15 protein-coding genes are annotated in these 13,718 nt (G+C 62.2%); 4 read left to right on the top strand and 11 right to left on the bottom strand.

Annotation, left to right across the window (positions count from 1 at the left end; genetic code table 11):
- Nucleotides 1-10: 10 nt before the first annotated feature.
- The 5 genes from RYZ20_RS01380 to speB all read right to left on the bottom strand — a co-directional run bounded on the left by RYZ20_RS01380 (nt 11) and on the right by speB (nt 5,328).
- Entirely contained in the window at nt 11-1,024 is a 1,014-nt protein-coding gene (locus RYZ20_RS01380) for an NAD-dependent epimerase/dehydratase family protein (protein WP_317670088.1), read from the bottom strand.
- 64 nt (nt 1,025-1,088) lie between these two features.
- Nucleotides 1,089-2,699 (bottom strand): FMN-binding glutamate synthase family protein, encoded by a 1,611-nt coding sequence (locus RYZ20_RS01375; protein ID WP_317670087.1) that lies wholly within the window; start codon nt 2,697-2,699, stop codon nt 1,089-1,091.
- A gap of 101 nt (nt 2,700-2,800) precedes the next feature.
- Nucleotides 2,801-3,829 (bottom strand): DUF475 domain-containing protein, encoded by a 1,029-nt coding sequence (locus tag RYZ20_RS01370; RefSeq protein ID WP_317670086.1) that lies wholly within the window; start codon nt 3,827-3,829, stop codon nt 2,801-2,803.
- Between the two features lie 102 nt (nt 3,830-3,931).
- Entirely contained in the window at nt 3,932-4,369 is a 438-nt protein-coding gene (locus RYZ20_RS01365; protein ID WP_317670085.1) for a DUF1499 domain-containing protein, read from the bottom strand.
- Nucleotides 4,366-5,328 (bottom strand): agmatinase, encoded by a 963-nt coding sequence (gene speB, locus RYZ20_RS01360; protein WP_317670084.1) that lies wholly within the window; start codon nt 5,326-5,328, stop codon nt 4,366-4,368. Before speB ends, RYZ20_RS01365 begins: the two co-directional genes overlap by 4 nt.
- Before the next feature lie 191 nt (nt 5,329-5,519).
- Between speB and RYZ20_RS01355 the strand changes: the two genes are divergently transcribed.
- A complete protein-coding gene (locus tag RYZ20_RS01355) occupies nt 5,520-6,563 on the top strand; it encodes a cytochrome-c peroxidase (protein WP_317670083.1) in 1,044 nt (347 codons plus the stop codon).
- 40 nt (nt 6,564-6,603) lie between these two features.
- Here the strand turns inward: RYZ20_RS01355 and RYZ20_RS01350 are convergent, their stop codons facing one another.
- Entirely contained in the window at nt 6,604-7,587 is a 984-nt protein-coding gene (locus tag RYZ20_RS01350) for an SLAC1 anion channel family protein (RefSeq protein WP_317670082.1), read from the bottom strand.
- 155 nt (nt 7,588-7,742) lie between these two features.
- On the opposite strand from RYZ20_RS01350, the gene RYZ20_RS01345 reads away from it, so the two are divergent.
- Together RYZ20_RS01345 and RYZ20_RS01340 are read left to right on the top strand one after the other, a co-directional pair.
- Nucleotides 7,743-8,240 (top strand): RrF2 family transcriptional regulator, encoded by a 498-nt coding sequence (locus tag RYZ20_RS01345; RefSeq protein ID WP_317670081.1) that lies wholly within the window; start codon nt 7,743-7,745, stop codon nt 8,238-8,240.
- 57 nt (nt 8,241-8,297) lie between these two features.
- Nucleotides 8,298-8,636, top strand: coding sequence for a TfoX/Sxy family DNA transformation protein (locus RYZ20_RS01340; RefSeq protein ID WP_317670080.1), 339 nt, complete (start codon nt 8,298-8,300; stop codon nt 8,634-8,636).
- Here the strand turns inward: RYZ20_RS01340 and ndk are convergent.
- Nucleotides 8,633-9,055 (bottom strand): nucleoside-diphosphate kinase, encoded by a 423-nt coding sequence (ndk, locus tag RYZ20_RS01335; RefSeq protein WP_317670079.1) that lies wholly within the window; start codon nt 9,053-9,055, stop codon nt 8,633-8,635. The two genes, RYZ20_RS01340 and ndk, sit on opposite strands and share 4 nt — an antisense overlap.
- Nucleotides 9,056-9,220: 165 nt before the next feature.
- On the opposite strand from ndk, the gene RYZ20_RS01330 reads away from it, so the two are divergent.
- Nucleotides 9,221-11,074, top strand: coding sequence for an ABC-F family ATP-binding cassette domain-containing protein (locus tag RYZ20_RS01330; RefSeq protein ID WP_317671286.1), 1,854 nt, complete (start codon nt 9,221-9,223; stop codon nt 11,072-11,074).
- Here the strand turns inward: RYZ20_RS01330 and RYZ20_RS01325 are convergent.
- Genes RYZ20_RS01325 through nagZ form a run of 4 tightly spaced genes read right to left on the bottom strand, consistent with a single transcriptional unit; the run spans nt 11,071 to nt 13,716 of the window.
- Complete coding sequence (locus RYZ20_RS01325; RefSeq protein WP_317670078.1) at nt 11,071-11,277, bottom strand: hypothetical protein; 207 nt, start codon at nt 11,275-11,277, stop codon at nt 11,071-11,073. The two genes, RYZ20_RS01330 and RYZ20_RS01325, sit on opposite strands and share 4 nt — an antisense overlap.
- A gap of 13 nt (nt 11,278-11,290) precedes the next feature.
- Entirely contained in the window at nt 11,291-11,938 is a 648-nt protein-coding gene (gene scpB / locus RYZ20_RS01320; protein ID WP_317670077.1) for an SMC-Scp complex subunit ScpB, read from the bottom strand.
- Complete coding sequence (locus RYZ20_RS01315) at nt 11,935-12,717, bottom strand: segregation and condensation protein A (protein ID WP_317670076.1); 783 nt, start codon at nt 12,715-12,717, stop codon at nt 11,935-11,937. The genes scpB and RYZ20_RS01315 overlap by 4 nt, the downstream gene beginning before the upstream one ends.
- 12 nt (nt 12,718-12,729) lie before the next feature.
- Nucleotides 12,730-13,716 (bottom strand): beta-N-acetylhexosaminidase, encoded by a 987-nt coding sequence (nagZ, locus tag RYZ20_RS01310; protein WP_317670075.1) that lies wholly within the window; start codon nt 13,714-13,716, stop codon nt 12,730-12,732.
- Nucleotides 13,717-13,718 lie beyond the last annotated feature (2 nt).

Raw genomic sequence — 13,718 nt, 5'->3', positions numbered from 1 at the left:
CCTGCGGGGGTTACTTGCCGTAATAGTCGCGGAACCAGGCGACGAATTTGGCGATCCCGTCGCGCACATCGGTTTGCGGCCGATAGCCGGTCAGGCGCTGCAGAAGCGAGGCATCCGCCCAGGTTGCCGGAACATCGCCCTTTTGCATCTCCATATAGTTGCGCGTGGCCTTTACCCCGACCGCATCCTCGATCGCATCGACGAAATCCAGAAGCCGCACCTTGTCGGAGTTGCCGATATTCACCACGCGGTAGGGCGCGACGGGCGAAAGGCTATCGCCTTCAGGGATCTCCTCGCCCTCGGCGGGGCGCACGGGCGGTGTGTCGATCAGCAGGCGAATACCGCGCACGAGGTCTTCGACATAGGTGAAATCGCGGAACATATCGCCGTGGTTATAAACGTCGATCGGGCGCCCTTCGAGGATCGCATCGACAAACTTGTACAGCGCCATATCGGGGCGCCCCCAAGGCCCGTAGACGGTAAAGAAGCGGAACATCGTGGTGGGGATATTCCACAGATGGGCGTAGGAATGGCCCATCGCCTCGGTCGCTTTTTTAGTGGCAGCATAAATGGTTAGCTGCGTGTCGGCCTTGTCGGTTTCGGCATAGGGCATCTTGGTGTTCGCGCCGTAGACAGACGAGGTCGAGGCCATCAGAAGGTGGTCAACCTCGTGGCGGCGCGCGGCCTCCATCACGTTGAAGGTGCCGACCACATTGGCCTCGATATAGGCGCGGGGTTGTTCCAGCGAATAGCGCACGCCAGCCTGAGCCGCGAGGTGCACGATGATGTCAGGCGCGAATTCATCGACCATCGCGTCAAAGGCGGCCAGATCCTCCAGCATCGCCTCGGTCGCGGAGAAATTAGGCGATTGCATCAGCATCTGGTGACGGCGCTGTTTCAGCGAGACATCGTAATAATCGGTCATCCCGTCGAAGCCATGCACCCGGAACCCCTCGCGCAGCAAGAGCGCGCTGAGGTGATAGCCGATAAACCCGGCCGAACCGGTGACGAGAACCTTCTTCATAATCTCACGCTCCTACCTGCCTGATGCCTGCGCTATGCCACAGGAATGGCGCGCTGCCAATGCGTCAGACCCCGTCGTCGGGCGGCGCAAAGCTGTCAGACCCCGCACGGTTCCAGCGCGAGAGGAACCCGAAGCCCACATCCTCGCCGCGCAGCAAGAACCCGACAGGTTGATAGGGATAGACCTCGGAGCCGACCACCATATCGCGGTCTTTCTCGCGCACGAGCAGGTGGTGGGGCAGGAATTTGCCAGGGTGGTCCAGCCCCGCCGCCCCCGTCATCTCGGCCAGCGCCTTTAGCGTGTTGCGGTGGAAATTATAGACCCGCTCGGCCTTGACCGGGACCACAATCGCGCGCTGGCGGGCGGGATCTTGGGTCGCGACCCCCACGGGGCAGCGGTTGGTGTGGCACGCCTGCCCCTGGATACAGCCGATCGCGAACATGAACCCGCGCGCCGAGTTCACCCAATCCGCGCCAAGCGCGATGATGCGGGCAATATCGAATGCGGTCACCAGCTTGCCCGAGGCACCGATACGGATTTTGTCACGGATCGCCGCGCCGCGCAGCGTGTTATGAACGAAGGTCAGCCCCTCGACCAAGGGCATCCCGATGTGGTTCGAAAACTCCAAGGGCGCCGCGCCCGTGCCGCCTTCTTTCCCATCCACCACAATGAAATCGGGCAGAATACCGGTTTCTAGCATCGCCTTGACGATACACATAAATTCGCGCCGATGCCCGACGCAAAGCTTGAAGCCCACGGGCTTACCGCCCGACAGATCGCGCAGCTGGCCGATAAACTGGCACAGACCAAGCGGCGTATCAAAGGCGCTGTGCGCCGCAGGTGAAATACAATCCGTCCCCACCGGAACACCCCGCGCCTCGGCAATTTCGGGCGTGACCTTGGCGCCCGGCAGCATCCCGCCATGCCCCGGCTTTGCCCCTTGGCTGAGCTTGATCTCGATCATCTTGATCTGCGGATCATTGGCGGTTTGCGCAAATTTCTCGGGCGAGAACTGCCCGTCCTCGGTCCGGCAGCCAAAATAGCCCGAGCCAACCTCGTAGATCAAATCGCCGCCCTGACGGTGATAGCGGCTCACGCCCCCCTCGCCCGTATCATGGGCGAACCCACCCTTGGCCGCGCCCATATTGAGCGCCGAAATTGCATTTGCAGACAGAGCGCCAAAGCTCATCGCAGAGATATTATACAACGAAATATCATAGGGTTGCGTGCAATCCGGGCCGCCCACAGTGATGCGGAAATCGTGGTTCGTGATATGCTTGGGCTGCACCGAATGGGTGATCCACTGATAGCCCGAGTCATACACCCGCTGCCGCGTGCCGAAGGGGCGCGCGTCTTCCACATTTTTGGCGCGCTGATAGACGATCGAGCGTTCCTCGCGCGAGAAAGGTTCCTCGTCCTGATCGCTTTCGATCAGATACTGGCGGATTTCGGGGCGGATCCCCTCGAACAGAAAGCGCATGTGGCCAAGCACCGGATAGTTGCGCAACACCGCATGGCGCGTCTGGAGCATGTCGGAAACGCCCAAGACCCCGAGCGCGCCAAAAATCACAACGCCCATCCAGAACCAGGGGCTGAAAACCACGCAAACAGCGGAAATCAGCGCCAGAAGCACCGCGAGAACCAAAGGAAGATAGCGGGAATATTGATGCAGCATCTGACACCTCTTCGCTCAGCCGAACCCGCCGTCATGCTGGCAGGAAACTATTCACATCAGATGAACAGCTTACCGCGCTACACGCTCATGTCGAGGGGGGGTTAGCTGCACCTGTTTTTGCGATTGAACCGGATCGAGGAAATCAGCGCAAACAGGATCAGCCCCGCCCCCAGAAGCCCCGTAATCAGCTCGTGCACAGGTTGGAGCGTCTGCACGAACATCACGACCGAGAGGATCAGGATCGACCAGAACGCTCCGTTTTCAAGAAAGCGGAACTCGGCCAGCGTGTTGCGCTCGACCAGCATGATTGTCATCGCGCGCACATAAAAGGCACCGATGCCAAGACCGATAGCGATCAAAAACAGGTTCGGCGTCAGCGCGAAAGCCCCGATCACCCCGTCAAAGCTGAACGAGGCATCCAGCACCTCAAGGTAGAGAAACGCGCCGAAACCGCCGCGCGCGGCCTCTTTCATCAGCACGCCACGGTCAAGGATCTGGCCCAGAACCTCGACGCCCAGAAATGTCACCAGCCCCGCGACCGAGGCAAACAGGAAGCTGTGACTTTCATGCGCGGGCAGAACGGCGGTGAACACCATCACAATCGCCAGCACAAAGGCGACCTCCAGCCCGCGCACCGAGGCGCAGGCGCGCAGCCGCCGCTCCAGCGCCTTGATCCAGTCCACGTCCTTGCCTTCGTCGATGAAATAGGTCAGCGCCACCATCATCAGGAAGGCGCCGCCAAACCCCGCGATCGAGACATGCGCCCCCGCGATGATCCGCGCGTATTCGGCGGGCTTCGAGACCGCCAGATCAATCGCCTCGAACGGGCCGATATGGGCCGCGATCACCACGATCAAAAGCGGGAACAGCACACGCATCCCGAAGACCGCGATCACGATCCCCCATGTCAGAAAGCGGCGCTGCCACAAAGGGTCCATCGTCTTAAGCTTATTGGCGTTGACGATGGCGTTATCGAACGAGAGCGAGATCTCCAGCACCGCCAGAACGCCCGCGATAAACAGGAACGACAGCGCGCCGCCAAGCGTGCCGGAATAGCTCCACCCCAGCCATGCAGCAAGCGCGAGTCCAAGCACCGTCCAGATCAGCGGCCAGCGAAAATAATGGATCATGGCCCGCCCCTTCCAGCACGACACCGGCCCGAGATAGGAAAGCACCCCGCGCACCACAAGCCCCGCGCGCCCGTCATGCGCGCCCGTGACCTTCGCGCAACATCACTCACGCAGCCCCGCCGCGCGAAGCCACCCCTCGACGCGGTCGCGGTTCACGCCGAAATCCGAGCGCCCGTAAACCAGATGCCCCGAGACATGCAGGCGCTCCTCCGCAACCCAGATATTCGTGACATCAGGAAAGCCCCAAAACGGCGTGCGGGTGACAAGGCTGATATGTCCCGCGCCCACCTCGCCCGCCAGAACGCGGGTGCGGGGTGCTGCCTGCGCGATGGCAACCACAGACGTTAGCGCGGCTTGCGCATCAGGCACGGCCAAAACAGCGGTAAAGCCGCCCTTTTCGGGCCAGTCGCCCGCGGTCTCTGGGCCGGACACGCGATGCAATTGCGCCGCGTCCAAGGGCGCAAACCGCACCCATGCCTCGCCCACCAGCACCAGAGAAACCAGTGCCAGCACGCCGATGATAAACAGAACCACCCTCATCCGCGCCGCGTCCAGCCGTAAAGCGCGATCAGCTCCATCGCGACATGGGCGCCCGCAATCGCCGTGGCCCCCGTCGTGTCATAGGGCGGCGAGACCTCGACCACATCGCCGCCGACAAGGTTGACCCCCGCAAGCCCGCGCATCAGGGCCGCCGCCTGCCAGCTTGCCAGACCGCCCCAGACCGGCGTGCCGGTGCCGGGCGCGAATGCCGGATCAAGGCAATCGATGTCAAAGGTGATATAGGTCGGTCGATCCCCCACCACCGCGCGGATGCGCGCAAGCGCCGCCTCGACCCCCTGCGCATGGACCGAGGGAGCGTCGAGGATCGTCACCCCCAGCGTATCGGGGTTGTCCGTGCGGATGCCGACGGAAACGGTCGTCTCGGGCAGAACGACGCCCTCTTTGATCGCCTTATACAGAAACGTTCCGTGGTCGATCCGCGCAGGGTCGTCATCGACCCATGTGTCCGAATGCGCGTCAAACTGGATCAGCGCGACGGGACCGAACTTTTCGGCATAGGCGCGCAGGATCGGCAGGGTCAGGAAATGGTCGCCGCCAAAGGTCACGCTACCCGCGCCCGCGGCGAGTATCCCCGCGATATGCGCCTGAACGCGGGCGGGCACCTCGGCCACATTGGCGTAGTCAAAGGCCATATCGCCATAATCCACGATGTCGAGCGTGCTCATCGGATCATAGCCCCAGCCGTAAGGCGCATCGAACGCCTGAAGCGCGCTCGCCTCGCGGATCGCGCGCGGCCCGAAGCGCGCACCCGGCCGGTTCGTCACCGCCTGATCGAAGGGAAGCCCCGTCAGCGCCAGATCGACGCCCGTCAAATCCTTGGTATAGCGCCGCCGGAAGGCACTCAACGCCCCACCGAACGCATTTTCAAAAGCCAGCCCGCGCTTATCCTCGCGGGTAAAGGCCATATCGACCTGCGTCTTTGCATCTTCCAGCGCCATCGGGCACTCCCCTTTCCAAAGGCTTTCCCGATTGCTGGCCTGCCCGCCCGTCCGCGTCAAGAGGCGGCAGAGCCAGACATGCGACAGCGCGCCACATCTAGAATTATTCTAATTCTGATCCAGATCAAATTCCTCACGCCCCCATGATTTTAGAAAGATTCTACCTTTCGGAGCCAACGGAGGATTTTCTCATGAAACGGTATAGCGCTGCGACCCTTTTTGCATCGGTGGTCTTAGTAACCCCCGCCCTTGCAGATGATGCAGCCCTGCGGGAAACGGCCAAAGATTTCTTTGAGCCGATCCCGCTTCAAGCCCCCACGCTTGAAAACAACGTCATCACCCGCGACCGCGTCGACCTTGGGGCCAAGCTCTTCTTCGATCCGCGTATGTCGAAATCGGGGCTTTTCTCGTGCCAGTCGTGCCATAACGTCGGGATCGGCGGTGTGGACGGGCTGGAAACCTCGGTCGGGCACGGCTGGCAGGCAGGCCCGCGCAACGCGCCGACCATGCTGAACGCGGTGTTCAACGTGGCCCAGTTCTGGGATGGGCGCGCGCCCGACCTTGCCGAACAGGCCAAAGGGCCGGTGCAGGCAGGCGTCGAGATGAACAACACGCCCGATAACGTCGTGGCTACGCTGAAATCCATGCCGGGCTATGTCGAGGGGTTCGATGCGGCCTTCCCCGGCCAGCCCGACCCGATCAGCTTTGACAACTTCGCCCTTGCGATCGAGGCGTTCGAAGCAACCCTCATCACGCCGAACTCGCGCTTTGACCAGTTCCTGATGGGCGAAGACGGCGCGCTTACGGATCAGGAAAAGAACGGCTTGCAGCTTTTCGTCGATACCGGCTGCGCGTCTTGCCACGGCGGGATCAACTTCGGCGGGCAGGATTACTACCCCTTCGGCGTGGTCGAAAAACCCGGCGCCAATGTTCTGCCCGAAGGTGACAAGGGCCGCTTTGCGGTCTCGGAAACGGCGGATGACGAATATGTCTTCCGTGCCGCCCCGCTTCGCAACATCGCGATCACCGCGCCCTATTTCCACTCGGGCAAGGTCTGGGATCTGAAAGAAGCCGTGTCGATCATGGCCAACTCGCAGCTTGGTGCAGAGCTGAGCGAGGCGGAAGTCGATGACATCACCGCCTTCCTGACGACGCTGACCGGCGAGCAGCCGGAGGTCGTGCACCCGACCCTTCCGGTGCGGACCTCCACGACGCCCCTGCCCGCACCGATGTAAGAAAACGGCAAAGGCGGGGCCAGCACCCCGCCTTTGTCATTCATTCCGGCTGACAGATCTCGCCGCGTGCTATCGCCAGAAGCGTGCGCCCGACCAGCCCCGCGATCAGCACCGCCAGCACCACAAGCAGCCCCGCCCCAAGCGTAAGATGCACGCCTGAATGGGCGTTCTCCGCATAAAGCAGCGTCGCAATCGTCAGCGAGGCGACGGGAAAGCTGAGCGCCCAGAACGACATCGCAAACGGCAGCCGCAAGATGCGCGGCAATTGCACGGCTACCAGCGCGGCGAACAGATAGCCAAGCGACAAGAGGATATGGGCGAAAGCGTCCACCTCACCCACCAGCCGCAGCCAGGCGACAAAGGCCACCGCAGGCGGCGCAACCATAATCACCAGCGTCGGCTGCAAGCGCCCGGGCAGCGGGTCATGGAACACCAGCCGGTTGAACACCAGCGTCAGCAGAACGACCCAGAACATCATCCCCGCCGAGAAGAACAGCCACGAGATCTCAACAAAACCAAGCTGCGCCCCCGCGACAGGCACAATCACATTCCCCACCGCCGGAATGAACCAAGCGGGGTTCAGCGCCCCGTGCTGAAAGCTGCGGGTGCCAATCCAGTTCGACACAATCGCCAGCGTCAACGCCCCTTGCAAGCCCGTTCCGACCATCCACAACGCCAGCGCCGCAGGCTTTGATATCGTCAGCAGAGCGGTCGCCAACAGGAGCATCGAGACCGATGCCGTCGGATAAAAGCTAAGCCGCACCGGATGGTTCCACTCGGCCTTGACCGCGTGCCATTGCCGCATCGCTTTCGCCGCATATCCGATTGACACCAAAGAAAAAACCAGAACCGTAATCCAGAAACCAACCAGATACAGCCCTTTCGGCAGCCCCAGAACTGCCTCCCCCGCGCGTAGCGCAAGCGTGAACCCGCCAAGCCCCATTGTGGTGGCGAAAAACGTTATCGGGAAATGTTCGAGCCGGCTATGCGCGGGCGCATCCGGCGTCTGATCGAGGCTTGTCATCTGGGTGATCCTGTAATTCACATTCAATTCACGGAATATATTTGATTTCCAGAAAACGCAAACGCGACAAATTGTGCATCTGGGATATCTGATCTGGGTCAAATCCCCGCGCGCCGCTATGCTGTAGAAAGGGCGCAACAAAAAGGACAGCCCCCATGCGATTGACGACCCGCACAAATCTGGCCATGCGCGTGCTGATGTTCTGCGCAGTTAACCCCGAGAAAACCGTGCGAAAGCATGAGATTGCGGATGCCTGCAATGCCTCGGAAAACCACCTTGCGCAGGTGGTCAATACGCTGGCGCAGCGCGGGTTTATCGCGACTCAGCGGGGTCGCTCGGGCGGATTGCGGCTTTCGCGGCCAACCTCTGAAATTTGCGTAGGTCAGGTGCTGCGCGCCTTCGAGGCGGACCTGCCTTTTGCCGAATGTTTCGATCTGGAAACCAATACCTGTCCGCTGCACGAGGCGTGCATGTTCCGCGATGCGCTAATGGACGCGCTTGAGGCATTCTATGCAACTTTGGATCGCAAGTCATTGAAAGACCTTGTGGAAAACAACGAGGCGCTGGAGGCACTGCTGCAACTTCCCTCGGCGCGGTCGATCCCGATCTGCGGCGCGCGCGCGCGGCCACCACAGCTTGAGGCCGCGCAATAGACAGACTTGCTTTTGGCCTGACCAACGCGTCATGATGCCCCAAAGAGCGGGAGCATCATGACGGAATTGACCACAATCAAAGGCATTGGCCCTGCGATGGCCGAAGGGCTGATCCGCGCGGGCATCCCCGATGCCGAAACGCTGCGCAAGATCGGCGCGGATGCGGCCTATGCGGCCAAGTTGCGCGCGGGCATCCGCCCCCATTTCATCGCTTATTACGCCCTCGTCATGGCGCTTCAGGGGCGCCCGTGGAACGATTGCAAGGGCGCCGAGAAGGCCGCATTGCGCAAACGCTTTGACGCGCTCACATCCGGTGCCGGCCCGTCTGAAACGGAAAAGGGCCACCTCCGGCTGGAGGCGGCCCTTTCTGAAATCGGGCTTATCCGGAAGGATTAGCCGACGAGCTCGAGGCCCGAGAAGAAGAACGCGATTTCCTGAGCAGCGGTTTCCGGCGCATCCGAACCGTGGACCGAGTTTTCGCCAACCGACAGAGCGAACTCTTTGCGGATGGTGCCTTCGTCAGCCTGGGCCGGGTTGGTCGCGCCCATGACTTCACGGTTTTTCAGGATCGCGTTTTCGCCCTCAAGAACCTGCACGACGACCGGCTCGGACGCCATGAATTCGCACAGTTCGCCGTAGAAGGGGCGCTCTTTGTGGACTTCGTAGAACTTGCCAGCCTGTTCCATCGACAGCTTGATGCGCTTTTGTGCGACGATGCGCAGACCAGCTTCTTCGAATTTGGCGTTGATCTTGCCGGTGAGGTTGCGCTTGGTTGCGTCCGGCTTGATGATCGAGAGCGTGCGTTCGGTGGCCATGTCAGTGCCCTTTCCATAAAGGGGCGGCCCCGCCGCCCGCGTTTTATATTCTGGCGCGCTGCTATCACGGGTCTGTAACGAAGAAAAGACCCCGTGTCGGGACCATCCGCGCACAAACGCGAAACCCCGCTTGACGCGTCGCGCGCGCTCGGGCAAGCCACGCCCATGCTCAGGATCACCGACATCACATTCGCGATCGAAGGCCGCCCCCTGTTCGAGGGCGCGTCCGCCACCATTCCCAACGGCCACAAGGTTGGCCTTGTGGGGGCGAACGGGGCTGGAAAAACCACGCTATTCAAGCTGATCCGTGGCGAATACGCGCTCGAAAGCGGGGCGATTTCTCTGCCGATGCGCGCCCGCATCGGCGGTGTCGCGCAAGAGGTGCCATCGTCCGCCACCAGCCTTCTGGACACGGTTCTGGCCGCCGATACCGAGCGTGCGGCACTTCTGGCCGAGGCTGAGACCGCCCATGACCCTGCCCGCATTGCGGAAATCCAGACGCGGCTCAGCGACATCGACGCATGGTCCGCCGAGGGGCGGGCATCCGCCATCCTCAAGGGGCTTGGCTTTGACGCCGAGGCGCAGCTTCGTCCCTGTTCGGATTTCTCGGGCGGCTGGCGGATGCGGGTGGCGCTTGCCGGTGTTCTGTTCGCGCAGCCCGACCTTCTGCTGCTGGACGAACCGACCAACTATCTGGACCTCGAAGGTGCGCTCTGGCTTGAGCAATATCTCGCGAAATACCCCCATACGGTGATCGTGATTTCGCACGACCGCGATCTGCTGAACCGCGCGGTGGGGTCGATCCTGCATCTCGAAGAGCGCAAGCTGACGCTCTATCAGGGCGGTTATGACACCTTCGCCCGCACCCGCGCCCTGAAACGCGAGGCACAGGCGGCAGCGGCGAAAAAGCAAGAGGCACGGCGCGCCCATCTGCAAAGCTTTGTGGACCGTTTCAAGGCCAAGGCAACCAAGGCCGCGCAGGCGCAATCGCGCGTGAAGATGCTGGAAAAGATGGTGCCGATCACCGCGCCCGAAGAGGCGGCAAAGCAGGTCTTTACCTTCCCTGAGCCGGAACAGCTTTCGCCGCCGATCATCGCGCTCGATGGGGCATCGGTCGGCTATGGTGAGCGGGTGATCCTGCGGCGGTTGAACCTGCGGATCGACCAGGATGACCGGATCGCCCTGCTGGGCCGCAATGGCGAAGGAAAATCCACCCTTTCCAAGCTGTTAGCCGCCAAACTTGAAGTAATGGATGGCAAAATCTCGCGCTCGACCAAGCTGCGGATCGGTTATTTCGCGCAGCATCAGGTGGACGAGCTGGACCTGAACGCAACGCCCTTGTTGCACCTTCAGCGCGTCCTCCCCGAGGAAGGCCAGGTCAAGCTGCGCGCCCGTCTGGCGGGGTTTGGCCTTGGTGCGGATCAGGCCGGAACCGAGGTGCGCAAGCTCTCGGGCGGGCAAAAGGCGCGGCTGTCCTTGCTGCTGGCGACCTATGACGCGCCGCATCTGTTGATCCTCGACGAACCGACGAACCACCTTGACATCGAAAGCCGCGAGGCGCTGGTCGAGGCGCTGACCGCCTATTCGGGCGCGGTGATCCTTGTCAGCCACGACATGCACCTTCTGGGGCTGGTGGCGGACCGGCTTTGGCTGGTCAAGGGCGGCGCGGTCGCGCCCTATGCGGGCGACCTTGAGGCCTACCGCGCCGAGCTTCTGGCAGGCGACCCCGAGGACAAGCCGAAAAGCGAGGCCAAGCCCAAGCCCGCCAAGCCCGGACGCGAGGCACTGCAAGCGCTGCGCTCCGAGGTCCGCAAATGCGAAGATCGCGTGAACAAGCTCTCGGAAATGATTGAAAAGCTTGACGCAATTCTGGCTGATAGCGCGCTTTACGAGGCCGGCAAAACCGCTGAAGCCGAGAAGTGGATGAAGAAACACGCCGAGGCGCGCGAGGCGATGGACCGCGCCGAGGCGCTTTGGATGGAAGCGCTGGAGAAGCTGGAACTGGCGGAAGCGGGTTAAAGCCTGCGCGTGAGACGCGCGGCCTTGCGGGCGCGCTTGGCCAGTTCGCGGGCGTTTTGCGCCTCTTGCCGTTCGGCCTCGGTCATCTGTGCGGGTGCCTTGCCTTTGCCCGCGGCAAGGTCGATGCCCTTGTTCACACCCCAGTTCACCCCGCGCCGCAGCAATATCCGCAGCACCATATTGATGATCTGATTAAGGTTCATCCGCCCCTACCCCTTACTCTTCAAACAGTTGCGCCTGATCGTCGGCCTCCGCCTCGTCGTCGTCATCCTCGCGGCCCGGCATCAGGCGCGCATCCAGAAGCCCGGCCTGACGCAGCTCTTTCAGCCCCGGCAGGTCGCGCGCGCTTTCAAGGCTGAAGTGGTCCAGAAACTCTTGCGTCACGACAAATGTCACCGGACGGCCTGGTGTCATGCGGCGGCGGCCAAAGCGGATCCACTCCATCTCCAACAACTGGTCGATGGTGCCGCGCGACACCGCCACGCCACGGATTTCCTCGATCTCGGCGCGGGTGACGGGCTGGTGATAGGCGATGATCGCCAGCGTCTCGATCGCGGCGCGCGAAAGCTTTTTCTCTTCGACCGTTTCCTTTTGCATCAGAAACCCAAGGTCGGGCGCGGTGCGGATCGCCCATGCCTCGTTGATCTGCATCACACGCACGCCGCGCCCGTCATAGCGTTTGCGCAAGTGTTCAAGCGCGGCTTTGGGATCGCACCCATGTGGCATACGTTCTTCCATCTCGCGCAGCGTCACAGGCTCGGCCGAGGCAAAGAGGATCGCCTCCACCATCCGTTCCTGTTCGGCCAAAGGCGGCGCCTCGAACAGGCTGTCGCGCACGGGTTTGTCGTCGGTCGTGTCGGTCATTGCTTCCTGCGGATCGAGATCGGTGAGAAGGTTTCGCTTTGCCGGATCTCGATCTGGCCCTGTTTGACCAGTTCCAGAGAGGCGGCAAAAGTGGCTGCGGTGGCCGAGCGGCGGCGTTTCGGGTCGCGGCCCCAGCCCTCGGGCAGATAGCTGACGATGTCGGTCCATTCGCCCGCGAAACCAATCAGCCCGCGCATCCGGTCCAGCGCCTCTTCCATCGTGAAAACATTTGTGCGGTCAAAGGCATAGGGGCGGAACTCGTCACGGGTGCGAATGCGGGCATAGGCCTGCATGATGTCCAGAAGCGAGGCAGTATAGGTGATCTTGCGCACCCGTTGCACCTCTTCGGAGAGGCCACGGACGAACACATCGCGCCCCAGCCGGTCGCGCGCCATAAGCTGTGCCGCCGCCTCGCGCATCGCCTGCAGGCGCTCAAGCTGAAACGCCAGGTGCGCGGCCATATCCTCGGCCGAGGGGCCGTCGGCCTCGGGGTCGGGCGGCAAGAGAAGCCGCGATTTCAGGAACGCCAGCCAGGCCGCCATCACCAGATAGTCAGCCGCCAATTCGATCCGCAACTGCTTGGCGCGTTCGACGAAACCCAGATATTGCTCGGCCAGTTGCAGCACCGAAATCCGCCGTAGATCGACCTTTTGCGTGCGCGACAGCGTCAGCAGCAGATCGAGCGGACCTTCGAACCCGTCCACATCGACAATCAGCGCCTCGGCCTCAAGCCGTTCGGCAACGCTTTGCGGCTGGAAAAGAGTGTCGGGTTCGGCCATGGCTCCTCGCGCTTAGCGACAGGCCCCAAGTTCGGCCTCAAGCGCCGCTATGTCAATGGTTTCGGGCGGTTTGCGTAGGGCAAGCGCACGATCCGCGCGGATTTGCGCCGCCTGCCCCATCTGGCCCGCCTCGGCCACGATGGCCTCCATCTCGGGCAATTCACCGTTGCAGTGCAAAACCAGATCGCAGCCCGCCGCCAACGAGGCCCGCGTGCGCGAGGTCAGATCGCCCGAGAGCGCCTCCATCGAGATGTCATCGGTCATCAACAGCCCGTCAAAGCCGATCTCGTCGCGGATCAGCCCGATCATCCGCGCGCTTTGCGTCGCGGGCGCATCATCCAGTGCGGTAAAGCGGATATGCGCGGTCATGCCCATCGGCAGATCGGCCAACGCCTTGAAGGGCGCGAAATCACTGGCGGACAGCTCGGCATGGGTGGCCTCGACCACCGGCAGGTTCTTGTGGCTGTCGGCGGTGGCGCGCCCGTGGCCGGGGATATGCTTGATGATGGGCAGAACGCCGCCCGCCAGTAATCCTTCGGCACTGGCGCGGGCCGCGTCAATCACCACCTCGGGCTTGGTGCCGAAACAGCGGTTTTGCAAAAACGGATGGGTCAGCGGCCCCGCTATATCGCAGGTGGGTGCGCAGTTCACATCAATGCCGACCGCGCGCAACTCATCAGCAATAATCCGGTAGCGCAGCCAAAGCGCCCGCGTCCCCAGATCCCCCGCTGCGGTCAGTTGCTCCAAGGGCGGCAACCACTCGCGCCAATGGGGCGCGCGCATCCGCTGGACGCGGCCACCCTCTTGGTCGATCAGAACGGGCGCGTCCCGCCCCACAGCCTCACGTAAGGATGAAGTAAGGCGCGCAACCTGTTGGGGATTATCGATATTTCTGGCAAAAAGGATAAACCCCCAAGGGTTCGCCTCGCGGAAAAACGCGGCCTCTCGCGGGGTCAGCTCCAGCCCCTCGCAGCCGAAAATCGCGGCCCCTTGCGCCATAG

Source organism: Pseudothioclava alba (genome assembly GCF_033100795.1).
Classification (GTDB): domain Bacteria; phylum Pseudomonadota; class Alphaproteobacteria; order Rhodobacterales; family Rhodobacteraceae; genus Pseudothioclava.
Note: the sequence above shows the minus strand (reverse complement) of the source record. Positions and strands in the feature narration are given on the sequence as shown.

Coding starts and splice junctions, on each gene's coding strand:
- RYZ20_RS01380 (WP_317670088.1), bottom strand. CDS start 1,024: ATGAAGAAGGTTCTCGTCACCGGTTCGGCCGGGTTTATCGGCTATCAC.
- RYZ20_RS01375 (WP_317670087.1), bottom strand. CDS start 2,699: ATGCTGCATCAATATTCCCGCTATCTTCCTTTGGTTCTCGCGGTGCTT.
- RYZ20_RS01370 (WP_317670086.1), bottom strand. CDS start 3,829: ATGATCCATTATTTTCGCTGGCCGCTGATCTGGACGGTGCTTGGACTC.
- RYZ20_RS01365 (WP_317670085.1), bottom strand. CDS start 4,369: ATGAGGGTGGTTCTGTTTATCATCGGCGTGCTGGCACTGGTTTCTCTG.
- speB (WP_317670084.1), bottom strand. CDS start 5,328: ATGGCGCTGGAAGATGCAAAGACGCAGGTCGATATGGCCTTTACCCGC.
- RYZ20_RS01355 (WP_317670083.1), top strand. CDS start 5,520: ATGAAACGGTATAGCGCTGCGACCCTTTTTGCATCGGTGGTCTTAGTA.
- RYZ20_RS01350 (WP_317670082.1), bottom strand. CDS start 7,587: ATGACAAGCCTCGATCAGACGCCGGATGCGCCCGCGCATAGCCGGCTC.
- RYZ20_RS01345 (WP_317670081.1), top strand. CDS start 7,743: ATGCGATTGACGACCCGCACAAATCTGGCCATGCGCGTGCTGATGTTC.
- RYZ20_RS01340 (WP_317670080.1), top strand. CDS start 8,298: ATGACGGAATTGACCACAATCAAAGGCATTGGCCCTGCGATGGCCGAA.
- ndk (WP_317670079.1), bottom strand. CDS start 9,055: ATGGCCACCGAACGCACGCTCTCGATCATCAAGCCGGACGCAACCAAG.
- RYZ20_RS01330 (WP_317671286.1), top strand. CDS start 9,221: ATGCTCAGGATCACCGACATCACATTCGCGATCGAAGGCCGCCCCCTG.
- RYZ20_RS01325 (WP_317670078.1), bottom strand. CDS start 11,277: ATGAACCTTAATCAGATCATCAATATGGTGCTGCGGATATTGCTGCGG.
- scpB (WP_317670077.1), bottom strand. CDS start 11,938: ATGACCGACACGACCGACGACAAACCCGTGCGCGACAGCCTGTTCGAG.
- RYZ20_RS01315 (WP_317670076.1), bottom strand. CDS start 12,717: ATGGCCGAACCCGACACTCTTTTCCAGCCGCAAAGCGTTGCCGAACGG.
- nagZ (WP_317670075.1), bottom strand. CDS start 13,716: ATGGCGCAAGGGGCCGCGATTTTCGGCTGCGAGGGGCTGGAGCTGACC.